The organism is Bradyrhizobium sp. HKCCYLRH1034 (genome assembly GCF_051168375.1).
Taxonomy (GTDB): Bacteria; Pseudomonadota; Alphaproteobacteria; order Rhizobiales; family Xanthobacteraceae; genus Bradyrhizobium.
In genome coordinates this window covers 97,561-119,763 of sequence record NZ_JBNPUW010000002.1, presented here as the reverse complement: position 1 = coordinate 119,763, position 22,203 = coordinate 97,561, and the positions used below count along the sequence as shown (strand labels likewise).

The 22,203-nt window shown below is 63.4% G+C and carries 19 protein-coding genes and 2 pseudogenes; 8 read left to right on the top strand and 13 right to left on the bottom strand.

Translation table 11 applies throughout. The features are described from left to right. The first annotated feature begins 75 nt into the window (after positions 1-75). The gene (locus ACQR0W_RS04380) at positions 76-1,203 is read left to right on the top strand and encodes a LysR family transcriptional regulator (RefSeq protein WP_315714177.1); all 1,128 of its coding nucleotides are present in this window, start codon (positions 76-78) and stop codon (positions 1,201-1,203) included. A 279-nt stretch (positions 1,204-1,482) separates the two neighbouring features. Here the strand turns inward: ACQR0W_RS04380 and ACQR0W_RS04375 are convergent, their stop codons facing one another. Then, the gene (locus tag ACQR0W_RS04375; protein ID WP_316201290.1) at positions 1,483-3,309 is read right to left on the bottom strand and encodes a tannase/feruloyl esterase family alpha/beta hydrolase; all 1,827 of its coding nucleotides are present in this window, start codon (positions 3,307-3,309) and stop codon (positions 1,483-1,485) included. Positions 3,310-3,368: 59 nt separating this feature from the next. On the opposite strand from ACQR0W_RS04375, the pseudogene ACQR0W_RS04370 reads away from it, so the two are divergent. Next, positions 3,369-3,497 (top strand): annotated as a pseudogene (locus tag ACQR0W_RS04370) (hypothetical protein); the annotation flags it as partial. Here the strand turns inward: ACQR0W_RS04370 and ACQR0W_RS04365 are convergent. The 7 genes and pseudogenes from ACQR0W_RS04365 to ACQR0W_RS04335 form a co-directional block, all read right to left on the bottom strand. Next, positions 3,498-5,219, bottom strand: coding sequence for an FAD-dependent oxidoreductase (locus tag ACQR0W_RS04365; protein WP_315706503.1), 1,722 nt, complete (start codon positions 5,217-5,219; stop codon positions 3,498-3,500). Positions 5,220-5,234: 15 nt separating this feature from the next. Then, on the bottom strand, positions 5,235-6,050 hold the full coding sequence (locus ACQR0W_RS04360; protein ID WP_315706504.1) for a sugar phosphate isomerase/epimerase family protein: 816 nt from the start codon (positions 6,048-6,050) through the stop codon (positions 5,235-5,237). Then, a complete protein-coding gene (locus ACQR0W_RS04355) occupies positions 6,050-6,706 on the bottom strand; it encodes a hypothetical protein (RefSeq protein WP_315706505.1) in 657 nt (218 codons plus the stop codon). Before ACQR0W_RS04355 ends, ACQR0W_RS04360 begins: the two co-directional genes overlap by 1 nt. Positions 6,707-6,719: 13 nt before the next feature. Next, positions 6,720-7,214: a type II 3-dehydroquinate dehydratase gene (locus tag ACQR0W_RS04350; protein WP_315706506.1), complete on the bottom strand. Its 495-nt coding sequence runs from the start codon at positions 7,212-7,214 to the stop codon at positions 6,720-6,722. 28 nt (positions 7,215-7,242) lie between these two features. Next, positions 7,243-8,516, bottom strand: a pseudogene (locus ACQR0W_RS04345) (TRAP transporter large permease). A 55-nt stretch (positions 8,517-8,571) separates the two neighbouring features. Then, positions 8,572-9,081 carry a TRAP transporter small permease gene (locus tag ACQR0W_RS04340; protein WP_315706507.1) on the bottom strand — a complete coding sequence of 170 codons (510 nt, stop codon included), beginning with the start codon at positions 9,079-9,081 and terminating at the stop codon, positions 8,572-8,574. Between the two features lie 74 nt (positions 9,082-9,155). Continuing rightward, a complete protein-coding gene (locus tag ACQR0W_RS04335; protein WP_315706508.1) occupies positions 9,156-10,175 on the bottom strand; it encodes a TRAP transporter substrate-binding protein in 1,020 nt (339 codons plus the stop codon). Positions 10,176-10,392: 217 nt separating this feature from the next. On the opposite strand from ACQR0W_RS04335, the gene ACQR0W_RS04330 reads away from it, so the two are divergent. The 3 genes from ACQR0W_RS04330 to ACQR0W_RS04320 are packed head-to-tail and all read left to right on the top strand — an operon-like array spanning position 10,393 to position 12,537. Next, entirely contained in the window at positions 10,393-11,052 is a 660-nt protein-coding gene (locus ACQR0W_RS04330; protein ID WP_315706509.1) for a GntR family transcriptional regulator, read from the top strand. Next, positions 11,049-11,621 (top strand): hypothetical protein, encoded by a 573-nt coding sequence (locus tag ACQR0W_RS04325; protein WP_315706510.1) that lies wholly within the window; start codon positions 11,049-11,051, stop codon positions 11,619-11,621. The genes ACQR0W_RS04330 and ACQR0W_RS04325 overlap by 4 nt, the downstream gene beginning before the upstream one ends. Continuing rightward, a complete protein-coding gene (locus ACQR0W_RS04320; RefSeq protein WP_315706511.1) occupies positions 11,596-12,537 on the top strand; it encodes an SMP-30/gluconolactonase/LRE family protein in 942 nt (313 codons plus the stop codon). Before ACQR0W_RS04325 ends, ACQR0W_RS04320 begins: the two co-directional genes overlap by 26 nt. Positions 12,538-12,564: 27 nt before the next feature. On the opposite strand, the gene ACQR0W_RS04315 is transcribed toward ACQR0W_RS04320, so the two are convergent. Beyond that, the gene (locus tag ACQR0W_RS04315; RefSeq protein ID WP_315706512.1) at positions 12,565-13,659 is read right to left on the bottom strand and encodes a hypothetical protein; all 1,095 of its coding nucleotides are present in this window, start codon (positions 13,657-13,659) and stop codon (positions 12,565-12,567) included. Between the two features lie 274 nt (positions 13,660-13,933). On the opposite strand from ACQR0W_RS04315, the gene ACQR0W_RS04310 reads away from it, so the two are divergent. After that, a complete protein-coding gene (locus ACQR0W_RS04310; protein ID WP_315706513.1) occupies positions 13,934-14,932 on the top strand; it encodes a LysR substrate-binding domain-containing protein in 999 nt (332 codons plus the stop codon). Between the two features lie 27 nt (positions 14,933-14,959). Here ACQR0W_RS04310 and ACQR0W_RS04305 read toward each other — a convergent pair whose 3' ends face one another. Together ACQR0W_RS04305 and ACQR0W_RS04300 are read right to left on the bottom strand one after the other, a co-directional pair. Continuing rightward, positions 14,960-16,432: a carboxylesterase/lipase family protein gene (locus tag ACQR0W_RS04305; RefSeq protein ID WP_315706514.1), complete on the bottom strand. Its 1,473-nt coding sequence runs from the start codon at positions 16,430-16,432 to the stop codon at positions 14,960-14,962. A 105-nt stretch (positions 16,433-16,537) separates the two neighbouring features. Next, a complete protein-coding gene (locus ACQR0W_RS04300) occupies positions 16,538-17,845 on the bottom strand; it encodes an MFS transporter (protein ID WP_315706515.1) in 1,308 nt (435 codons plus the stop codon). Positions 17,846-18,119: 274 nt separating this feature from the next. Here ACQR0W_RS04300 and ACQR0W_RS04295 point away from each other — a divergent pair, with 274 nt between their 5' ends. Further along, positions 18,120-18,317 carry a tetratricopeptide repeat protein gene (locus tag ACQR0W_RS04295; protein ID WP_315706516.1) on the top strand — a complete coding sequence of 66 codons (198 nt, stop codon included), beginning with the start codon at positions 18,120-18,122 and terminating at the stop codon, positions 18,315-18,317. A 94-nt stretch (positions 18,318-18,411) separates the two neighbouring features. Here ACQR0W_RS04295 and ACQR0W_RS04290 read toward each other — a convergent pair whose 3' ends face one another. Both ACQR0W_RS04290 and ACQR0W_RS04285 read right to left on the bottom strand, forming a co-directional pair. Continuing rightward, a complete protein-coding gene (locus tag ACQR0W_RS04290) occupies positions 18,412-18,681 on the bottom strand; it encodes a conjugal transfer protein TraD (RefSeq protein ID WP_315706517.1) in 270 nt (89 codons plus the stop codon). Position 18,682: 1 nt separating this feature from the next. Next, positions 18,683-19,009, bottom strand: coding sequence for a conjugal transfer protein TraD (locus tag ACQR0W_RS04285; protein ID WP_315706518.1), 327 nt, complete (start codon positions 19,007-19,009; stop codon positions 18,683-18,685). Positions 19,010-19,178: 169 nt separating this feature from the next. On the opposite strand from ACQR0W_RS04285, the gene traA reads away from it, so the two are divergent. Then, positions 19,179-22,190, top strand: a complete 3,012-nt coding sequence (gene traA / locus ACQR0W_RS04280) for a Ti-type conjugative transfer relaxase TraA (RefSeq protein ID WP_315714175.1) — start codon at positions 19,179-19,181, stop codon at positions 22,188-22,190. Positions 22,191-22,203: the final 13 nt, after the last annotated feature.

Below are 22,203 nucleotides of genomic sequence, written 5' to 3'. Positions count from 1 at the left end.
GGTGCGCTTCCCCTTCTGCGCGGCAGGTTATTGGCCTCGCACTACCATGTTACCGGTTTGCATTGATCTGATTGAATGGGGAATTTTACTTCCCATGCTGGTGCAGCCAGTTTCAAAAAGGTTAGAATAGGCGCCTTGGAGCCACAATATCCGGTGATTTCCCTTCACTGGGGAACGTATTGCCCCAATGATCGGACCGTTCGTGGCGGATTTGAATGGCCGCGGCTGCAGCTCGGGGCTGTTTCAGGAGGCGCAATGGCTATCGACCGGATGAAGGACATCAGCGTGTTCGTCCATGTCGCCGAAGCCAAGAGCTTCACGGCAGCGGCCGAACGCATCGGCCTTTCGCGATCGGCAGTCGGCAAGAGCATCGTTCGGCTCGAGGACCGGCTCGGGGTCAGGCTGCTCCAGCGCACCACGCGAAGCGTCTCACTGACCGGAGAGGGAGCCGCCTTCCACGAGCGGTGCGTGAGGCTGCTCGCCGATCTCGACGAAGCGGAGATGGCGATGCTCAGTCACTCGCAGGCGCCGCGGGGGCGGTTGCGGCTGGATCTGCCCGTATCCTTCGGCCGGCTGCACGTGCTTCCGGTCCTCAATGAGTTCATTCGCAAATGGCCGGAGATATCCGTCAGCGCCTCCTTCGGCGATCGCTATGTCGATCTCATCGACGAGGGCGTGGATCTCGCGATCAGGATCGGCAGCAGCGAAGATTCTCGGCTGATGAATAGGTTTCTGGCGCGCCATCGCCTGGTGACCTGTGCGTCGCCGGCCTATCTTGCCGAGCGAGGAACGCCGAGAAACATCGACGCGTTGGCGCAGCATAGCTGCCTCGCCTTCGTGCACGGCGGGCGCTCCGTCGACTGGCGATTCAACGAGAACGGACAAGCTCGCGTGATCGCCATCAATGGGCGTTTCGTCGCGACCAACGCTGAAGCCTTGCGCGACGCGACGATTGCGGGTTTCGGCATCGCTCGGCTTGCCACATTCCTGGTCAGCGACGATCTGCGTGCAGGTCGGCTGGTGCCGATCCTCAAAGAGGTCGACGCCGATGGTGCACCCATTCGCGCCGTCTATCCTTCGAGCAGGCACTTGTCGCCGAAGGTGCGTACATTCATCGATGCGTTGATAGAGGCTTGGCGGCCGGAACCGCCCTGGGACAGCGCAGAGACTTCACTGCGCGGACGTCCGACTGAGAGCGACTGACCTGTTTCAACGTCCTTCGGCGGAAATTGCGTGCCGTTCGCGGACGAGGACTGCCAGCAGCGGGAGTACGAATCACGAAAAATCGTAGTTTGGCGCATGAGATAGTAGGATTGGTAGCGAAGTCCGCTGCCAATCCCAAACCAATGGTTCTTCATTCCTATTTTGACGACGGAGCTGCGACATGCAACGGTGAAAGAGTCAGGCTCTTCCAACGACAACTGAGACCGCCATCGCCTCTCGTCTGTCTCCCCTCTGTCGAGAATTTCTTGATTGTAGTGACTAGCGGCAGCTGAAGCTCGAAGGCTGCGTCGCAGGGCCGCGGCCATCCCACGTCGTCCGCTGCGGATAGACGCAGACCGGATAGCTCACGCTGCCATCGCGCGAGGTCAACGTGATCTCGCCCGGCGGCACTCCCTTCTCGACCCAATCCGTCAATGCGGAGAAGAACTGGTCCTTGTCGCGGGTCGGCGTCTGGTTGGCATTGCCCGGCAGTTTCGGCAGCGGCACGGCGTCGTTCTTGCCGGTCACGGTGTACGAGCGGCCCTGCGAGGAATGCGCAGCCCCCGGGACCAGATACATCCGCATGAATTTTGAGACCTCGGCGTCGCCGCCCATCGCAGCAAGCACGCGCTCGTGATAATTGACGTTGCCGGCCGGCGGGATCGCATCATCCGCAAGGCCGCTCCATATGATCACCTTGCGGCCGAGATCGCGCAGCTTCGAGAGATCGGCCTTGTCGGTGATCAGATTGCTGAACAGCGTGGGCTGCAGTTCGACATTCTTGTCGACGCCAGCAGCGAAGGCGGCATAATCGAGCTCGAGCCAGCGGTTGCGCCTTGCGGTCGAGGTGTTGGTGATCGGAATGGCTGAGGTCGCGCTGGCATCAGCGGCGTAGCTGACGTCCTCCATGCCGAGCGCAAAATTGTCAGTCGACGGGCTCGTGATCTGCGTTGAGATCGACGTGCCCTTGGTAAAGGTCCACCACATCTGCTTCACGCCGAGCGCCTTGCCGCTGCGGGCTTCCGCCGTCTGAGCCGGATCGACGCTGCCATCGCGGGTCGCGCCGTACCAGATTTTGTTGAGCGCACCCGCTTCCTTCGAGCTCATGCAAGCTGCCTTGGCGGCGTTGCTTCCGGTGACGCCGTCGCTCGTTTCGCCCGTACAGAGCAGCACCGCGTCGCGGGCGGGATTGTAGTCGCAGGCGAAGGGATCAAGCAGGAAGCCGAGCCCGGCCTTGTCACAGGTTGCAACGGCGCGCTTGTTGGCAGCGTCGACCTTGGCGGCGAACGCGGCAGCCTCCGGCTTGTTGATGGCAGAGAAGCCGAGCTCGGTCTTCATCACGATCTGCGGATAGAGGCTGGTGGTGCCGAACCGCGCGATGTTCGGCGCAGGCTGCGCGATCATGTAGCCGTCATAGAGCTCTGGATATTCCTGCAGGATCTTCAGGCCCTGGCGGCCGCCCTGCGAGTGTCCATCGTAGTAGACGAATTTCGGCGCCTTGCCATAGTAGAGATTGACCAGCGCTTTGGTCTTGATCGCCTGCTCGACCATCGCCCGTACCGAGAAGTCGCGGAGGCCCTCGACGTTAACCTTGCCGTCAGAGAGGAAGGCGAACGAACCGTCCTGATACCACGGCTGGCCGGCATCCGTTGTGCCCGAAGCATAGCCGATATTGGCGTTGACAATTGCCGGCACCTTGCTCCCGATCTTGTCGGCGAAGCGATGGCCGCCGCCGACCCAGCCGCCACCGCCATAGTTACGGATGCGCTCGTTCCAGTTGGCCTGCGTCGGCAGCCAGACCTCGATGCCGATACCTTCTGAATAGGAGCGCGCGTTTTTGTCCTTCTCCGCTGTGACGCCGGGACCGACCAACAGCTTCACGAGGCAAAGATCGGCTGCCGCCGTGATCGGCTTCGGCGCATCGGGCGCCAAAAGCTCCTCACCCTTGTTGACCCGGCGGACCGCGATCACGGTCGTGATCTCGTCGGGATGGAAGGCGGCTTTGATGCCGTCGTCACAAGCCATCGGCTCGGCGAACGCCGATGTCACCTGGCAAGTCGCAGCCACCAGCAGCATTGCCCAAAAAATTCCTCGCGCGATCGGCATCAGTTCTCTCCTCTTGCTTATCGTTCTCTGTTGGCAGCCCGGGGCCGCCTTAGTCTACAATCGGTACCGTCAGCGGCTCATGGGTCTGTGCGGCGCAGCCGAGCCGCGACTCCGGGGGCGCCAACCCGGCGCCTGAACCCGAAGGCAAAATTGTCGCGAATCAGAATCGCCTGCGAACCTCCCGTTGGTCACTCAGACAGCCTCATTCGGTCAGCGAGCGTTCCTGCGCAATCGAGCGCGGCGCACCATGCAAAGACCATGGCGGGGCCGATCATCGTTCCAGGTCCGGGGTACATGCCGCGGAAAATGGAGGATGCATCGGTCCCGACGGCATACAGTCCGGGCAAGACCGTTCCGTTGCGTGACAACACTCTGGCGCGCTCATCCGTAAGTAGACCGCAACTGCTGGCGAGATCCGACGGCCACACGGCGACGGCATAATAGCGCCCCTGACCGATCCGCCGCAGACATGGGTTCGGCTTGGTCTCCGGATCGCCATTGAACCGGTTCAACGCGCTGGACCCTCGGCCGAAGTCTTCGTCGATCCCGCTGTCCGCGTAGCGATTATACTGCTCGACCGTTGCCGCAAGCTGCCCGGCGTCGACGCCGATCCTTCGCGCCAGCTGCTCGATCGTCTCCGCCTCGACCAGATAGCTGGCTTGCACGAACGCCTTCAGGTTTCGCGTCCCCGGACGAACGAGCCCAATGCCGAAATCCTTGATGAACGTCGCATCGCAGATCAGGAAGGCCGGACTTGAAGACGGCGCGTTCGATCGCAGCATCGCGGCGACGAAGTCATGATAGGAATCGGCCTCGTTCACGAAACGGCGGCCTGACCTGTTCACGGCCAGCAATCCAGGCTTGGCGCGATCGAGCATGATGTGCGGGAAGATCGACACATGACCGTCGGCCTGCGTCATCACCGAACTCGGCATCCACAACGCCGGACTGTCGAGGTCTCGGGCGATCGCTGCACTGACGCGCTCCGCCGCCAGGATGCCATCGCCGGTGTTCGAGGTGGGCGCGAGCGAAAGTCGACGCGCCGGCTCGGGGAATAGACGCTCTCTTAGCTCACGGCTCCAGCCGATGCCTCCGCTCGCCAGCACGACGCCCTTGCGGGCCCTTATCCTGAGCTCTCCGCCAGGAGACGAAAGAACCGCACCCATGATGTGATCCCCCTCGCAAACGAGATCGCGAAGTTCGGTCTCGAAGCGCAGGTCGACGGCGACGCGGCGGAGGCTGTCGAGGAGCCTCGCGACGAGCGCGTTTCCCATGACCAGGCGCGTTCCGCGCGTGTGGCTGATCCGGTCCATCGCATGCCGGGCGAGCAGACCCAGGACATGCCTAAGACTGCTCCAGCTGCGGAATGGCGCCAGCAGCGCCGGGATGTCCGCCTTGCTCACCATCATGCCGCCGAGCACCATGAACTCCCGACGCGGCGGCCTGACACGGGCAAAATCCGGTCCGAGCTTTCGGCCCTCGAACGGCATGGCCGTGAGCGCGCGTCCGCCGATCGCAGCGCCCGGAAGCTGCTTGTAGTCGGGGTGGATCGGAGGCGCCGCAAATCGAACGCTCGTCTTCTGCTCGAGATCATCAAGCACGACCCACCCTGCCCGAAGGAACATGTCGACGCGGCGGTCGGCGGCGTGCTCGCCGAGCATTGCAGCGAGATAGGTGCGCGCGGCCTCGACCGTATCAGGCGTCCCCGCAAGGCGGCCCTGCCGGTTGCCCGGGATCCACACCGTGCCGGCGGAGGTTGCGGTGGTGCCGCCCACCATGTCCGACTTCTCGCACAGGACGACGTCGAGCCCTTCGAGCGCGCCCACCAGCGCGGCCGTCATGCCGGCAGCGCCGGTACCGACGACCAGCAGATCGGTCTCAACGTCCCACGGGCGATCGTTGTGCGCCATCACCAGCCTCTTCCGTCACAGCGCCTGCGCCTTTTCGACCACGGCCCTGCCCGCTGCAAGGGCGCGCCGCGCCCGCGTTTCAGCATCGACGGTCTTCGCCAGCACAACGGTCGGCACCTCGATGCTGATGGTCAGGCAGTCCGGCATCGCCCGCGTGAGACCGACGAGATCGATGCCGCCCTCGCCCGGGAACATGCGCTCCTCGCGCGCGGCATGGATCATTTGCTCAGTCGTCGCGGGGCGCTCGGCCGGACCGTCGCAGAGCTGCCAATAGTGCAGCCGATCGGCCGGGATGGAGCGGAGATCCGCGAGCTTGCTTCGCGATCGATCGAAATGCAGCGCATCCACCAGAATGCCGGCCGCGGGATGGTCGACATCGTCAACGATCCGCATCGCGGTTGTCAGATCAGGAACGCTGGTCCAGGGCATGAATTCCAGATCGGCGGTCAGACCGAACGCAGCAGCCGCCTCGCAAAACTGCCGATAACGATCGGAGAACCGCGCCAGGTCGGGGTCATAGCCGGCGACAAGGATGTGCCTGGCGCCGAGGCGTGCGCCTGTCTCGAAGAACGGCATGAACGACGCGACGCTCGTCTCAGGTCTGAAGGCGACGACCTCGAGATCGGCAACGGTTACACCCGTCGACTGCAACTGCTGGAGCGTCGTACGCAGGAGCGCGGCGTCATCCATCAGGCGATAAGCCAGTCCACCGGGCACGGCCGGCAGCAGCCTGAGGCCGACCTTGTCGTAGCCGCAGCGGGCCGCCAGATCGATCATCTCGGGCGGCGCCAAGTCGAGCACGGTCAGCGCAGCGAGCGAAAAGGTCGCCATCAGCAAGCATCCGCGATGCGTGCGTCGAGCGCAAACATGCCCTGATAGAAGTCAGGCTCGCTGGCTCCCTCCATGACATCGGATGCAAGTGTCCGCGCCTGCCGCAAGGCCCTCTGCAACGAAGCGTCATCGAGCGCCTCGATCAACAGAAGCCCCGAGAAGAAGCCCTCGTGCTTCCGCATGCCCTTTTCAGCGGTCGGTACGGATGTCCGCGGCGCGTCGGTCGCCCCGATCTGCACGGCAGCGATCCCGTCGCAGCCAACGAGCGCGGTGGCCAGCCGTTGCGGGTCGGCGGGCAATTTGTCGATCCGCAGCGCCACGATCGTGGCGCCCTCGCCCCGCCCGGCGCGCGCGACGATCACACCGCCGCCACGCATGAAATTGCCGAGCTTCGGCATGATGCGCTGCGACCACGGGGTGGGCGCGTTGAGCCGCGCCAGATAGTCCTTGCCGTCGAGGACCTCGGGCGTTTCGAGCTCGTACAGGATGAAGAAGCGGTTGACGTCGCTGCGCACGGCACGAAACACACGCGACGCCAGGAAGCCCCGCGTCGTCACGCGCTCGGTGGTGTGCTCGCGCGTCAGCCAATGCCGGTAGTCGGTCAGATCATGCGCCTCGACGTCGCTCCAGATGGCGAGAAACCCTGTTCCGCGCATGCTTGTCTCCTGATTACATCTTGCCGGTTAGCGCAAGCCCGTGCAGGGCCGGCGGAATCGTTTCAGGCAATTGCCCGAGCCGCTGGACGACCGCCAGGATCGCAGCGAGATAGCCGTAAGCGCCAAGTCCGCAAATCACCGCTGTGCAGGCCCGCGAGGTGATCGAATGGCGGTGCAGCTCGTCCCGCGCATGGATGTTGGAGATGTGCAGCTCGATCTTCACCCCATCGAAGATGTTCAGCGCATCGATCAGCGCGACCGATGTGAAAGAATAGCCTGCCGGATTGATGATGATCGCATCCGCCTGGCCGTGAGCGGATTGGATCAGACCAACGAGCTCGCCTTCCATGTTCGACTGGTGGAACGAGACGGATACGCCGAGTTGGTCCGCGAGCGCGTGGCAGCTGTCCTCGATCTGCTTCAGCGTCGTCGAGCCGTAGATGTCGGGCTCCCGAATGCCGAGAAAATTGAGATTGGGTCCATTCAAGATCACGATCCGTGCGGCCATGTTCGACTCCTTTGCCAACGCAGCCCGATCAGCCGCCGAACCATCGCGCCGGCACCGTCACCAGGCCGGGAAACAGGACCATCGCGAACAGGACGATCAGCTGCGCGATCATGAAGGGCCAGACCCCCTTGATGATGTCTTCCATGCTGATCTTGGACACGCCGCAGACGACGTTAAGCACGATGCCGACCGGCGGCGTGATCAGGCCGATGGAGTTGTTGATGATGAACAGCACGCCGAAATAGACGGGGTCGATATTTGCCGCCTTGATGATTGGCATCAGGATCGGCGTCAGGATCAGGATGGTGGGCGTCATGTCGAGCGCCGTGCCCACGATCACGACGACCACCATGATCGCGAGCATCAGGATGGTGTTGTTGCTCATGAACGGCTTCAGGAGATCGACGACCTGGTTGGAGATCTCAGACACCGTGATCAGCCAGGACGACACCAAGGCCGCAGCGACCAGGAACATGACGACGCTCGTGGTCACGGCCGACGAGACCAGGACCGCGTAGATCTCGGACCATTTCAGCTCGCGATAGATGCACGTCGCGACGAACATCGAATAGACGGCGACGACGACGCCGGCCTCGGTTGGCGTGAAGATCCCGAAGCGCAGGCCGACGATGATGATGGCGGGGAGCATGAGTGCCCAGAAGCCGTCGGTGATCGCATGCCACACCTCGCGGCGCGCGGCGGCGGCGACAGGTTTTCCTTGCGCACCACCCAGTACCAGGCGGCGCAAAGGCCCAATCCCAGGAAAAGGCCGGGCACGATGCCGGCAAGGAACAGCTTCGAGATCGAGACGTTGGCGGCCACGCCGAAGATCACGAATCCGATGCTGGGCGGAATCACCGGGCCAATCACGCCGCCGGCCGCCACGAGACCCGCCGCATAGGTCTTCTTGTGTCCCGCCGCCACCATCATCGGCACCAGCAGCGCCGCCAGCGCGGCGGCGTCGGCCGCCGCCGACCCCGACAATGACGACAGGATGCAGGCGGCCAGGATCGTGACGTAGCCCAGGCCGCCCCGGAAATGCCCCACCGCCACGAGTGCGACATTGACGATGCGCTTGGCCAGTCCGCCCTTGTTCATGATCTCGCCCGCGAGCATGAAGAACGGGATGGCCATCAGCGGAAAACTGTCGGCGCCGTTGATGACGTTCTGGGCGACGATCTGGGGATCGAACATGTCAATGGTGCTCATCAGGGCGACGCCGCAGATGAGGAGCGCAAAGGCGATCGGCATGCCCAGCGCCATGGCGCCCAGCAGAGAGACGGTGAAGACGACGATCGTCATGGCATGATCCGGGTGACGCGGAGAGAGTGAGAGGGCGCGAAGACGATCGAGGCCATCACTGCTCCTCCGATTCCCTGACCGCCACCATGTCCTCCTCGCTCGCCTGCCCGCTGATCACCCGGTACAGGTCGTAGAGAAGGATAATTGCGGCCGACACACCGAAGATCACGCCGACGGCGTAGAAGATGGCCATCGACAGACCGGTCGCCGGCGCGCGGTCGTCGATGTTGATGAGGGTCTGACGCCAGCTGCCGGAGAGCAGCAGCCAATCGGCGAACAGCATCAGGCCGTAGTTGATGAGGAAGCAGATGCGCTTGCCGGAGGCCGGCAGCTTCCGCACCAGGCTGTCGACGCCGAGATGGGCGTGCTCGCGCAGCGCGACGATGGCTCCGAGGAAGGTCAGCCACACCAGCAGCCAGCGCGACAGCTCCTCGGACACCGTGATGCCGGAGTTGAAGCCATAGCGCAGCACTACGTTGCCGAAGACCAGCACCACCATGGCCGCGAGACACGCGGCAATGACGGCTTTCAGAAACGAGCAATAGAGGTCGAGAAACTGCGCCATGCGTCAGGTCCGAGCAGATGTGGGACGTGAGCCGGCATGGGCCGGCTCCGCCGCCTATCGTGATGGAGAGGCGATTACTTTACGTCCTTGCGGATGCGCTCGACTTCCTCGTTGAACAGCTTCACCGTCTCGGGCCGAAGATTGGCCGAGACCTTGTCCACGACCGGTTGAACCGCCTTGCGCATGCGCTCGGTCTCCTCGGGAGCGATCGCATTGTACTGCATGCCCTTGGCCTGCAATTCCGCCAGCGCCTTTTCGGTCTGGAGGCGCGTCTGCTCCTTCTGATAGTTGCGGCTTTCCTCATAGGCCTCGCGCATCAGGCGCTGCTCGGTCGGCGACAACTTGTCCCAGAACGTCTTGCTCACCAGGATGATGTTGAGGGTGAAGGTGTGGTTGGTGGCCGAGACGTACTTCTGCACCTCGTAGAACTTGTTGGAGAGGATGACGGTGTAGGGATTCTCCTGCCCGTCGACGGTGCGAGTCTCCAGCGCCGAATACAATTCGCCGAACGCCATCGGGACGGGATTGGCCTTGAAAGCGCTGAAACTCTCCAGATAGACCGGGTTCGGAATGACGCGCAGCTTCAGGCCGGCGAAGTCCTCGACCTTGGTGATCGGCCGGGTGCTGTTGGTGACGTTGCGGAAGCCAAGGCCCCAATAACCGAGGCCGATCAGGTTCTTCGACGGCAGGCCCTCAAGCATGGCCTTGCCGAATTTGCCGGTCGCGAGCGCATCGGCCTGCTCGGTCGTGTTGAACAGGAACGGGAAATCGATCAGGCCGAACTCGGGCACGACGGTCGCAAGCGACGTGGTCGAGGCCGACAGCATCTCCTGAGTGCCGCCGCGCAGCGCGGATTGCTGCTGCAATTCGTTGCCGAGCTGCGAGGCCGCGAACTCGCGGACCCTCATCTTACCCCCGCTCTTGGCCAGCAGGATCTCTCCGAACTTCTGCACGCCGAAGCTGACGGGGTGATCGGTGTTGTTCAGGTGCCCCCACCGGATCGTCCGCTCCTGAATGTCATCGGCGGCAGATGCGCCGACCGTCAGCGCCACCGAGATCGCGGCGGCAGACAGCGCCCGTGCGAACAAGCTCATCGTGTCCTCCCTGGTTTCTTCGGGGCACGCGGCGGGTTGAGCGCTTATTTTCCGTACCCTCTGTTTATCGAGAAAACACACATCAATATCGATGTCAAACGACAATCATAATTTCATATGAGATTTCAATGGACATCAGATGCCGCGACTCTGCTATAATGCCGGCGAGTGGCCCGCTCCCACAGGGCGGCGCTCCGGGCGAGCGGGATCAGAAGGCATGACGGATCTTGAGGAACGGCCGCTGTCGGCGGGCGACAGCGGCTATCGGCGCATCCGCTCCGACATCATTTTCGGCGTGCTCACGCCGTCGGGACGCCTCAGGCTCGAGGCGATGAAGGAGGATTACGGCGTCAGCATCTCGACCCTGCGCGAGATCCTCAATCGCCTGGCGTCCGAAGGCTTCGTGGTCGCCGAAGGGCAGCGTGGCTTCGAGGTGGCACCGGTCTCGCTCCAGAACCTGCGCGAGCTCGCCGAGCTGCGCATCCTGCTGGAGCATCACGCCATGGCCGAGTCGTTCCGCGCCGGAGACGTCGAGTGGGAAGGACGCGTGGTGTCAGCGCATCACAAGCTGGCCGCGACCGAGCGCACCATCCTGAAGGAGGGCGACGATCCCGAGTTGCGAAAGCGCTACGACGGCGAATTCCACCAGGCGCTGATCTCGCGTTGCGGGTCGCGCGAGCTGATGCATACGCATTCCATCGTGTTCGACAAATATTTCCGTTACGCACTGCGCTATCGCGGCAGCGAGACGATCAACCAGCACAAGGCGCTGCTGGAATGCGCCCTGAGGCGCGACATCGAGGGCGCAAGGACCGTCCTGAGCGAGCACATCAACAACTGTGTCGCGCATGCCCTGTCCTCCTGGACCGGCAATTGATCGCCCTCACCTTGCCGCCCCCCGGGTGGTCGACGCAGAGAACGATTCATGCGCGCCAACATTCCCTTCTCGACCGCCCGGCTCGACGGCCTGCTCGACGCGGCCGGCATCGACGTCCTGATCTGCACGTCGAAGCACAACATCAGTACCTTCTCGGCGGCTACTACCATTTCCAGTTCGACTTCATGGACGCGATCGGCATCAGCCGGCACCTGCCGATCCTCATCTATGTGAAGGGCGAGCCGGACAAGACGGTCTACACCGCCAACCGGAACGAGCGGGACAGCATCCCCAATAGGACGGACGCCGGATACTGGATGCCGCCGGCCGTGTTCGGATCGTCAACCTCGGTCGAGGCCATGACGCTCGCGCTCGGGCATGTCCGATCCGTCGCGACGCCGGGGCTTGCTGTCGGCGTGGAGTTGTCGTTCCTTCCGCCGACGCCGCGGACCTGCTGCGCAAGGAACTGCCGCTTCGTCCAGGCGATGCGCCCGCTGGAAAAGCTGAGATCGATAGCGCGCGCGGCTGGAACGGGATTCCGACATGACCATTCATTCGATCTCCGCTGATCGGGTCGAGATTGCGGTGGCCAACGCCGATCTCCTCGGCGAGACGCCATTATGGTGCGACCGGACCCGCAAGCTGTGGTGGATCGATATCGACGGCAGGCTGCATCAGTCGTTCGATCCGGAAACTGGCGCGCACCACGCTGTTTCCCATGAGTGTCAATTCCTTGGCAGCCAGGCGCTGACGGCGGACGGCTCGCATCTGCTCGCACGGGATCTGACTCTGTACCGTCGCGCGGCCGATCATCCGGAGCAGTTTGTCGAGGTCGAAAACGGCCTCGACAACCGCCTCAACGACGGCCGGGTTGATGCGCGCGGCCGCTTGTGGATCGGCACCATGGACAACCAGCTGCATCGCCCGAACGGCTCGCTCTATCGCGTGACCGGAGACGGCCAGGTGACGCGCATCTTCGGCGACGTCATCGTGACCAATGGGATCGCGTTCGCGCCGGACAACCGCACGCTCTATTTCACCGATACGCGGCGATACTGCACCTGGTCGTTCGACTTCGATCTCGACGACGGTATCATCAGCAACCGGCGCCTGTTTGCAGATTATAGCACGTCGAAGGAAAGACCGGACGGCGCCTGCGTCGATGCCGCAGGCGGGTTATGGACAGCCTTCTTCTCGGGCGGCCGCGTCGTACGCTACCGCCCGAACGGGCAGATCGACACCATCGTCCCATTGCCGGTGACGAACCCGACCTGCGTGTGCTTTGGAGGCAGCGACCTCAAAACGCTGTTCATCACGACGGCCAGAAAATTCCTGGATCCGAAGCAGTTGAGTGCCGAACCCATGGCGGGACATCTGCTTGCTGTCCGCGGCCTCGCACAAGGCCTCTCCGAACATCGTTTCCCATCGGGCGGTGCTGTGCGACGCCAAAAAGCTGACGACGGTCGCATCAGGCGCGGCAGGTAAACCGCTCTCCCCCGTTTTGTCGACGCACTAGAACTTCACGCTGATGCCGCTGGACAGACTCGATTCGGTGCAGGTGTTGTTGCTCACCCCTGGCGATCTCGTGCAGAGCTTGCTGACATTGTGATCGAGACCGTATTTGTTCTGCCAGTAGCGATAGGCCACCCAGACATCGAGATAGTGCGAGAATTTCGGGCCCCACATCGCTTTGGAGGCATCGAAGGTAAGGCGGATCGGCTCGGAGTTGAGTGAGACTTTGGTCATGGAGTTGGCCGGCGCCGCGACGGGCAGCGGATTATAGGGAAGTGGGCTGTTCTCGGGGCCGAGCGCGCCGAGCAACTGGGCGCGGCCGCTGATGGATAAATAGCGCATGCTCTCGGGTAAGAAGCCGAGGTCCATGTAGTAGTTCGTTTCAATCGCCCAGGTCGGCTGATACCGCCGGTTGCCGTCGGGCAGACAGCTCACGCCGGGCCCCGGAGGGGCAAAGCCACCACCGCACTGCAGGAATCCCATGTGTGCCATGTAGATCCATGTCGCGAGCGGCGCGACGTTGACGTAACCCTTGTAGGGAAGATCGAACTGGAACTGCAGGCCGGCCGATACGGCCTGCGCAGCGGCGGCGCGATAGTAGTTCGACGTGCTCAGGTCCAAACCGACCTCGAAGGAGATGTTGCGGAGCGGGCCGACCGTGAACGCCTTGGTATCGAAGATTTCATTCCAGCCAAATGTCGAACGGCTCTGACCGGTGAAAAAGATTGCACCCGCGCAATTGGCCGGTGTTGCAACACCGGTGCCCGGATTGACCACGACGCCCGCGTTCGTGCAGGGGCTGGCGGGATCGTTATGGTCCGCCTTGAACATCGAAATGTTCAGGAAGTTCGTACCGTACTGCCAGATGTCGAAATGCGTGAACGAGTAGACCTGCATCGCGGTCGTGCTGTTGAGCGACCCGTCCGGATTCCTGGAGAACACGCCGGGGTCCGTCGCCTTGGGGATATAGGAGAAGGTGAGGCGATCATCGATCAGCGAAAAGAATGGCTGACCGGAGGCCGCTGGCTTTGCCTTGACCGGCAAATCCTCCGCGACAGCTGCCGCGCTTGCGCACGACGCAAAAGCCAGTGCCATGAGTAATGGCTGAATATGATGCCTCAAGTCCCCCTCCAATGTCCTCTAAGCCCAGGTCCAAGACATCAGACGCTGTCGTGGTCCGGCGTGTTGTCCCTCGAACCGCCCCGTTCAGTTCGGTGAAACAGCATAGGCAGTGGACGCGGGACAAAAAGTCCGGCAATCGGTACAGTCACGTTCCAGGATTGGAACGACGACCTGCTTGCTGGAGTGCCGCTTTCGATCGTCTCATCGAATCCGGACTTCTGTCTGAGATCTCCGCAGAGGATTACTCATGGGAACGGTCGATGACCTGACACTTCTCGTCGAAATCATCGAGGCCGGCAGCCTGTCGGCGGCGAGCCGCAAGACAGGCATTCCGAAGTCGAGCTTGAGCAGACGGATCGGCGACCTCGAAAGTCAGCTCGGCGTGCATCTCGTTCATCGCGGCCCGCGCAACTTCGCGGCGACTGAAATCGGCCTCTCTATCTACGAGCGGAGCCAGAAGATCAGGGAAGAGCTGGTTGCGATCAAGGCGCTTGCGGAGGACCGCACGAACCGCCCCTCGGGCATGCTGCGCATCTCCTGCCCGGCCGTCCTCTCCGAGATTCTGGTCGCCGATTTTGCCATCCAGTTTGCCGAGACCTATCCGGATGTGCGCCTGACCTTGGACAACACCAAAGGGACGTTCGACCCGAAGATCGATCACTACGACCTCGCAATCCATCCTGTGCGCGAAGATCTGGCGGATTCCGAATTGATCTGCCAGAAGCTCGCGACAGCGCCTTACCGCTTAGTCGCAGCGCCCGCCCTGATGGCGCGCCTCGGCCCGCGCACGACCCCCGCAGACCTCGAAGGCCTCCCGGGCGTCGGATGGGGCGCCGACGGCTTCATGGCGCGCTGGCGTCTGTTAGGCGCAAGCGACGCGACGACGGAGATCAACGTCAAGCTCAACTTTTCAGCCAACAACCTCAACATCATTCGCCAGGCTGCGCTACGCGGCCTCGGTCTCGCGCGACTGCCGATGCCGATGTGCGACGCCGACCTGCTCGATGGCCGGCTCGTTCTGCCGCTTCCCGACTGGGCGCCGCCACCGGTGACGTTCTATGCGCTCTATCCTTCGCGCCGATCCCTGACGGTCGCCGGCCGTTTGTTCCTCGCCGGTCTCGCCAAATTTCTTCAGGACAGGCTGCGCTCGTCCGATAGTCCGCAGCCATCGGGTCCGGCGTCCGCCGTGAGGCGCAAATCCCAACGCGCCGTGAAGAAGCGCAGGCCCAGACCGGCCAGGCGTTGAGAGAACTCCCGGCCGTTCCTGCTCGAGTCAGGCGATGTATCGCGATGCCGTGATGCGGCGATCAAAATGCAGGACCGCCTGATCCGCCGCGTGGGCGGGCCATTCCGGAAGACCGCGCGCGTTCGGGTCTCCCGCTGCCGCGAACGCGGCGATCGAGCCTCTGAAGAGGCGGCTCAGGTCCTGCACTTCGCGCCGGTCCGCGCCTTTGACCATGGCAGCCGACTGCCAGATGTTGAAGTTGCCAAACAGGAAGGGAAGATCGATGCAATGGCAGGCTCCCAGGCCCGGAACGGGCGCCTGCCAGTCGAACAGATAGGTGAAGGCCTTTCGACCGAGGCTGGACTGCGTGGCGGCGATCTCCAGGCTCTGCTTTGTGAACATCCGTTCGCTGTAGAAGTCGCCCAGGAGCATGCGAGGTGTCGCAGGCACGCGCGAGGAACGCAGCCGTGCCAGCGTCGCACTTGCGTCGTCGTCCCCCTGGGATCGGATCACGTCCTCGAGCGCATCATCGGACAGTTCGTCGAGCGACGGATTCGAGATCGAGAACGCGGCATACTCCTCGCGCGTCAAGCCGATCATCATGTCGCACCACCGTGCGCCGCCGCTTCGAATTGACTCGATGGGATCGCGGTGCACGAGGGCATCATCCAGAACCGGCATGAAGGGAGGCGTGATATCTCCCGGGGTCGCCGGCGGCCGCCTTTGCAGCATGCGCAAGCCCTCGAGGGCGCGACCAATCGGGATCGTTCGGAGTTTGTCGACCTCGTCAGCGGCGATGCCGAGAACATCGAGGATTGCATTGGCGACCGGTCGCGACTGTTCGACGGTACGCAGCTTGACGCCGACCGGCGCGCTCATCAGGATCGCCCGGTTGAACAGCCCCGATCCAGCTTCGATGCCGGCAAGGGCCGCGATGCTGAATGCGCCCGCCGATTGGCCGATCACCGTGATCCGCTGCGGATCTCCGCCGAACACGCTGATGGCTTGTGCTATCCAGCGCAACGCTGCGACCTGGTCGTGCAGGCCGAGGTTCAGACCGCCGAGGCCGGGATGCGGGAAGAAGCCGAGAATGCCGAGCCGATAGCTGACGTTGACAACGACGAGGCCATTGTCCTTCGCGAGGATGCCTCCGTCGTAGCAAGGCAGCGATCCGCCTCCGGTCATGAAGGCGCCGCCATGAATGAACACCAGGACCGGAGCGCGGTCGCCTGCCGCATGACCGGTCCAGACGTCCAGATGGAGACAATCCTCGCTTTGCTCGACGTCGTAGGTCCCCATCACCACGTCGAGACGCGACGGATTCTGCGGAGGAATCGGCCCGGCCGCGACGGCGTCGCGAACACCGCCCCATCGCGGCGGCACTGACGGCATCTCAAAGCGCAATGGGCCGACGGGGGCTTCCGCATACGGAACTCTCCGAAACGCGGTCACTCCTTCTGATCGCGCGCCGCGCAGCCGACCAAACGGCGTTTCCAGCTCAACATGCTCCACAGCGGTCATTCCTATTCCGACAAGGCACTTCCCGGCCCCACGGCTTAAGCTCTCTCACCAAATGCAGCCAGCGTCCGAAAATGGCGAGCAGCGTTCCAGATTTGAAACGCCGCATCATGACCGCTCCGTCGTCCGCAAGTGCGGAAGCAGAGCGAAGATCGCAAGCAATGCGGGAAGCGTGGCCGCGAGCAAGATCGCTTTCGGCGCAACACCCTTCGAAACGAGGAGACCTGCGAACGCGGGCCCAACGATCGAGCCGATGCGGCCGGCGGCAGCGGAGAAGCCGACACCGTGGGTGCGAAGCGCTTCGGGATAGATCGCGACAGCGAGAGCGGACTGCCCCACGCTGCAGGAGATCAGACCTGCACCGGTTCCGGCAATCAGCAGCCAGACACCGAGCGGGACCACGTCGTGCGCCGCAAGCCCCGCCGCAGACATGACCCCAAGGGTCACGGCCGACACCAGGATACGCGCAATCGGAAGCCTGCTCACGAGGAGCATCACGAGGACGTTGGCGACCAGGCCGCCGGCGCTGAAGAAGCTGATGCCAAGCTGCGAATATTCGGTCGAGAATCCGAGCTTGACGAGCAGCGCCGGCAGCCAGAACACCAGTGCGTAGCCGTCAGCGAAGATCAGAAAGGAGAATATCCAAAGGCTGACGGTCCGGCTCGCAACGCCAGTGGCGAGCAGATCTCCGATCAGCTTCAAACCGCCCAGGTGCAGGTCGCGTTGATTGGTCGACAACGGATCGCGCGCGGCGGTCAGCCTGGGTAACCAAAACAGCAGAACGAGGGAGAGTCCGAGCGGCAGGGCACCGCCGATGATGAAGATGGACTGCCAACCCAAACGCGCGGTCAGGACTGCACCGAGCACACCGCCCAGGATGCCGCCGGCGGCGAGCCCGGTCCCGACGATGACGGCAGCCGTCTCCTTCAGCCTTGGCGGACATTGCGACGTCGCAATGGCAATCGCCGACGGCAACGCTGCACCGAGCCCAATAGCCGTGATCAGGCGCAGCGCTGCAAGCTGCTCCACGGAACCCGCAAGCGGCGTTGCCAGCGAGAGAACGCCAAACGCCGCCACGCTTGCGATCAGGACAGGACGCGCCTGCCAACGGCTGACCAGCGGGCCGGACGCCAGGTATCCGAGCACGGCGCCGACGCTCGTCAGCACGAACGCAGGTGTGAGCGACGCCGGCGAGACCATGAAGTGGGCTGCGATGACGGGAGCCGCCACGCCGATCGAACTGGTATCAAGCCCGTCGAGCAGGACCGCTGCGAAGCTGAGCGCGATCGCGATCCAGGCTGATCTCGATACACGTTCAGCGGACGTGCTCCCAAGGCGCGTGCTGGTGTCGTTGACGCCGGAGTCGCATTCTTCGCCTTCGCTTCCTAGCGGACTTGCTTGCGCTACGCCCTTCACCCTTTTGCCTCCACACCAATCCCGTTGGGGAAAACTCAAGGGGTTTCCAAACTAGCTGTCCAGCTCCAGGAATGGGATGCTCGGTTCTATAATTGAGACGCGAGCTGTTACGCGCAGCCCGTGATCCTCACTTGGCTTGAAGACATGTTCAAGCATGGCGACGTTGCTGGTGACGAGGTCGTTGCCAATCAGACCGTCGTGGCCCTGATGCAGCCTGAGCAACGATGCGCCGACCACCGTCGCGGCGCAGACCGCGGCCTCGGGGCGACCGCACATGAATCTGGCGGCGGCCTACCAGCAGTTGGGCCGGACCGAGGAGGCGAAGGCGGCCATGCAGGAGGGCCTGAGGTTGCGGCCTGGCACGACGGCCCTCAACGTTGCACCGCCGATGAAGAACACCAGCCCGGTCTTCGTCCAGGCCGCCGATCGGATGATCAAGCTGATGATCGCCGCCGGCTTGCCGGAGCGCTAAGCGGCATTGCTGCCATGCCTCTCGCCGGCTCAAGCTCACACCGCACAGCCGCCAATTGCGCGTCAAGGACACTGGCGATTGGGCAGGCAGAGTTTCAGCTCTTGCTTGGTGTTGAGCCATTTTGATCGTTCTTGTCTGGTGTCGCCGCTTCCGCCTCAAACACCCGCTTCCCCTCTGCCATCCATAGCGCTCGCGCCCGTTCGCGCTGATCACTTTGGAGTTTGTCAGCAACCCAGAGCAGCGCGCCATAGATGATGGCGCGATCATCGCCGGTTTGCTCCACGACACCGGCTTTGACGACGAGGCCACCGAGTTCGATGAGATGGCGGGTGCGCTTTCGGCGCGTGATCTGCCAAGAGCGCATGTCACGCCGTGCCCTTGCGGCTTGTTGCCGGTTGCGCGCCGCTCGGTTGCGTCGAAACCACATTAGCGTCGCGGTCAGTTGCTGGCGCATTCCGCATCGACCGTCCTTGAAAGAACGAGACGCCGCGCTTGGCCCATGCCTCCCTCTTTCCGGCCTCCTTGGTCTCGACCAGCACGATCAGCGCACCAGCGAGTTCGTCTGCGCTAAGCGCGTCAGCTCCCGTGGCAATGACGAGCTCGCCTAGCTGCCGCACCTTGCGGGTTTTAAGCTCGTGCGCTTTGTCGTCGAGTGCCTTCAGGTCCGCATCAAAGTCCCTTGGTTTGCGCATTGTCGTCTCCCTACGTCGGCGGAGAAATGATAACTCGGCTAGCGGCGCCTTGCCGTAAGGTCGTCAGGACGAGCTGAGATGGGATAATCCCTCCCGAGATTTTTTCGAGGGAGGGCGCGCTTATACGTCGTGCCGACGTACGCTTCGCTGTGTAGATGCTCTGCTCGCGATGGCGATCTATCATCTTCACGTCAAGGTCATTGGCCGGAAGGCCGGGAGCAGCGCGGTGGCATCGGCGGCCTACCGCTCGGGCTCGCGGCTGCGCGACGAGCGGTTGGGCCGTGAGCAGGATTTTTCGGCCAAGCGCGGCGTCGTCCATTCCGAGGTGATGCTGCCGGAGAATGCGCCGGAGGCGTGGAGTGACCGCGAGCGGCTCTGGAACGATGTCGAAGCATTCGAAGTCCGCAAGGACGCCCAGCTGGCCCGGGAGATCGAGTTCGCCCTTCCGCGAGAACTGACTGAGGCGCAGGGCATTGAGCTGGCTCGGGACTTCGTTCAGAGCGAGTTCGTCCGTCGCGGCATGATCGCCGATCTTAATGTGCATTGGGACAGGGCCGAAGACGGCCTGCCCAAGCCGCACGCCCATGTCATGCTGACAATGCGCTCGGTCGATCAGAACGGCTTTGGTCAGAAGGTGAGAGAGTGGAACCGCACGGAGATGGTCGAGCGCTGGCGCGAACGCTGGGCGGAGATTGCCAACGAGCGGCTGGCCGAGCTCGACATCGACGCGCGGATTGATCACCGCAGCCTGGAAGCCCAGGGCATTGCGCTCGAGCCGCAAAGCCAGATCGGCGCACCGGCCAAGCGCATTGAGGGGCGGAGAGGCGGAGGCGAGGGCGCTGAGGCTGACCGGGCCGAGATGCACCGCGAGATCGCGCGAAACAACGGCAGGAGGATCATCGCCGATCCCTCCCTTGGACTGGACGCGATCACCCAACAGCAATCGACCTTCACACGCCGTGACCTCGCAAAGTTTGCGCATCGGCACAGTGACGGGCTCGACCAGTTCAATGAAGTGCTGGGCGCAATGCAGGGAGCGCCAGATCTAGTCGACCTCGGCAAGGACGCTCGCGGCGAGGATCGGTTCACCACCCGCGGAATGATCGAAGCAGAACGGCGCCTGCACCGGGCCGCTGAGCTGATGGCAGAACGGGAGCGCCACCAGGTGCGCGACGAGGATCGCCAGGCCGCTTTGGCGCGTGCGGAAGCACGCGGCCTGGTGCTGTCATCCGAGCAGGTTGACGCCTTGGCGCACGTCACGGATGGACGCGGTCTCAGCGTCGTGGTCGGCCATGCCGGGACAGGAAAGAGCGCGCTGCTGGGGGTGGCGCGGGAGGCGTGGGAAGCAGCCGGCTTCGAGGTCCGGGGCGTGGCGCTGTCCGGCATTGCAGCAGAAAACCTCGAAGGCGGGTCGGGCATTGCGTCGCGCACGATTGCCAGTCTGGAGCATGGCTGGGAGCAGGGCCGTGATCTACTCAAATCGAGCGAGGTGCTCGTCATCGACGAGGCGGGCATGGTCGGCACGCGCCAGCTCGAGCGCGTGATGTCTCGTGCTGCCGAGGCGGGCGCCAAGGTCGTGCTGGTCGGCGATCCGCAGCAGCTGCAGGCCATCGAGGCGGGCGCAGCTTTCCGGTCGATCCATGAGCGTCACGGCGGGGCGGAGATCGGCGAAATACGCCGTCAGCGCGAAGACTGGCAGCGCGACGCCACGCGCAATCTGGCGACCGGCAAGGTCGGCCATGCGCTAGAAGCCTATCGGGCCAACGGCATGGTGCATGAGGCGATGACCCGCGAGCAGGCGCGGGGCGATCTGATCGCGCGCTGGGACCGCGACCGGCAGGTATCGCCGGACCGGAGCCGGATCATCCTGACCCATACCAATGACGAGGTGCGCGCGCTGAACGAGGCGGCGCGCGGACGGATGCGGGCCGCCGGCGCTCTGGGCAATGAGGTGGGTGTAACGGTCGAGCGCGGCGCGAGAAGCTTCGCCGGCGGAGACCGCATCATGTTCCTGCGGAACGAGCGTGGGCTTGGTGTCAAGAACGGCACACTCGGGACCATTGAACTGGTCAGCGCGCAATCCATGACCGTGCAGATCGACGATGGCCGGTCCGTGCGCTTTGACCTCAAGGATTACAACCGGATCGACCACGGTTATGCCGCGACGATCCACAAGGCGCAGGGTATGACGGTCGACCGGGTCCATGTACTGGCAACGCCCGGCATGGACGCCCACAGCAGCTATGTCGCACTGTCGCGGCATCGCGACAGCGTGGACCTGCATTATGGCCGCAACGATTTTACCGATGCGGATCGGCTCAACCGTGCTCTGTCGCGCGACCGGTCGAAGGACATGGCCTTGGATTACGACCGTGCCGATCCCGTCCAGAGCTACGCCGAGCGGCGCGGGATCACGTTCCGCGAGCGCGTGGCCGAGATCGTGCGCAAGGCCGTGCCAGAGACGCTGCGCGGCATGTTCGACGGCCTTAGCGTTTCTGGAGAGGTGCTCGACCGGGATGGCGGACGACGGCCCGAGCGGGGATCCCCCGAAAAAGAAAACAGCGGCACGGCAGCCGACCGGCGCGAAGCCGAAGTGCCGGCAAGGACCGTGGCGCAAGATCCCGAAGCGGAAGCCCGTCGTGTGCGGACCCGAGCGCTGGTGCGCCATGCTCGCGCCGTGGATGCGATCTTCGCAGCGCATGAGATGGGCGGCAGAGCGAGCCCCGAACAGGTCAAAGAGCTACAGACCGCCCGCCAGGCCTTCGAAAAGGTGCGCCCCTATGGCTCCCACGACGCTGAGGCCGCCTACAAGAAGAACCCCGAGCTGGCCCGCGAGGCCGCTGGCGGACGCCTCAACCGCGCCATCCGCGCGCTCCAGCTCGAGACTGAACTGCGCACCGATCCGAGCCGCCGCGCCGATCGCTTCGTAGAGCGCTGGCAGAAGCTCGAGCACACCAGTCAGCGACAATATCAGGCCGGGGACATGTCCGGTTACAAGGCCACGCGGTCCGCGATGGGCGACATGGCGAAAAGTCTCGAACGCGACCCGCAATTGGAATCCATTCTCGCCGGTCGCAAGAACGATCTCGGCATTGCATTCGAATCAGGCCGCCGGCTCGGCCAGGATCTGGCCTTCGTCCATGGCATCGATCTCGGCAGAGGCCGAAGCCTTGGAATTTGACCCATCCCGTTTG

What these genes read in the sequence shown, in the direction of transcription:
- ACQR0W_RS04380 (WP_315714177.1), top strand. Translation starts at nt 76, where the DNA reads ATGGGGAATTTTACTTCCCATGCTGGTGCAGCCAGTTTCAAAAAGGTT.
- ACQR0W_RS04375 (WP_316201290.1), bottom strand. Translation starts at nt 3,309, where the DNA reads ATGCCGATCGCGCGAGGAATTTTTTGGGCAATGCTGCTGGTGGCTGCG.
- ACQR0W_RS04365 (WP_315706503.1), bottom strand. Translation starts at nt 5,219, where the DNA reads ATGGCGCACAACGATCGCCCGTGGGACGTTGAGACCGATCTGCTGGTC.
- ACQR0W_RS04360 (WP_315706504.1), bottom strand. Translation starts at nt 6,050, where the DNA reads ATGGCGACCTTTTCGCTCGCTGCGCTGACCGTGCTCGACTTGGCGCCG.
- ACQR0W_RS04355 (WP_315706505.1), bottom strand. Translation starts at nt 6,706, where the DNA reads ATGCGCGGAACAGGGTTTCTCGCCATCTGGAGCGACGTCGAGGCGCAT.
- ACQR0W_RS04350 (WP_315706506.1), bottom strand. Translation starts at nt 7,214, where the DNA reads ATGGCCGCACGGATCGTGATCTTGAATGGACCCAATCTCAATTTTCTC.
- ACQR0W_RS04340 (WP_315706507.1), bottom strand. Translation starts at nt 9,081, where the DNA reads ATGGCGCAGTTTCTCGACCTCTATTGCTCGTTTCTGAAAGCCGTCATT.
- ACQR0W_RS04335 (WP_315706508.1), bottom strand. Translation starts at nt 10,175, where the DNA reads ATGAGCTTGTTCGCACGGGCGCTGTCTGCCGCCGCGATCTCGGTGGCG.
- ACQR0W_RS04330 (WP_315706509.1), top strand. Translation starts at nt 10,393, where the DNA reads ATGACGGATCTTGAGGAACGGCCGCTGTCGGCGGGCGACAGCGGCTAT.
- ACQR0W_RS04320 (WP_315706511.1), top strand. Translation starts at nt 11,596, where the DNA reads ATGACCATTCATTCGATCTCCGCTGATCGGGTCGAGATTGCGGTGGCC.
- ACQR0W_RS04315 (WP_315706512.1), bottom strand. Translation starts at nt 13,659, where the DNA reads ATGGCACTGGCTTTTGCGTCGTGCGCAAGCGCGGCAGCTGTCGCGGAG.
- ACQR0W_RS04310 (WP_315706513.1), top strand. Translation starts at nt 13,934, where the DNA reads ATGGGAACGGTCGATGACCTGACACTTCTCGTCGAAATCATCGAGGCC.
- ACQR0W_RS04305 (WP_315706514.1), bottom strand. Translation starts at nt 16,432, where the DNA reads ATGACCGCTGTGGAGCATGTTGAGCTGGAAACGCCGTTTGGTCGGCTG.
- ACQR0W_RS04295 (WP_315706516.1), top strand. Translation starts at nt 18,120, where the DNA reads ATGAATCTGGCGGCGGCCTACCAGCAGTTGGGCCGGACCGAGGAGGCG.
- ACQR0W_RS04290 (WP_315706517.1), bottom strand. Translation starts at nt 18,681, where the DNA reads ATGCGCTCTTGGCAGATCACGCGCCGAAAGCGCACCCGCCATCTCATC.
- ACQR0W_RS04285 (WP_315706518.1), bottom strand. Translation starts at nt 19,009, where the DNA reads ATGCGCAAACCAAGGGACTTTGATGCGGACCTGAAGGCACTCGACGAC.
- traA (WP_315714175.1), top strand. Translation starts at nt 19,179, where the DNA reads ATGGCGATCTATCATCTTCACGTCAAGGTCATTGGCCGGAAGGCCGGG.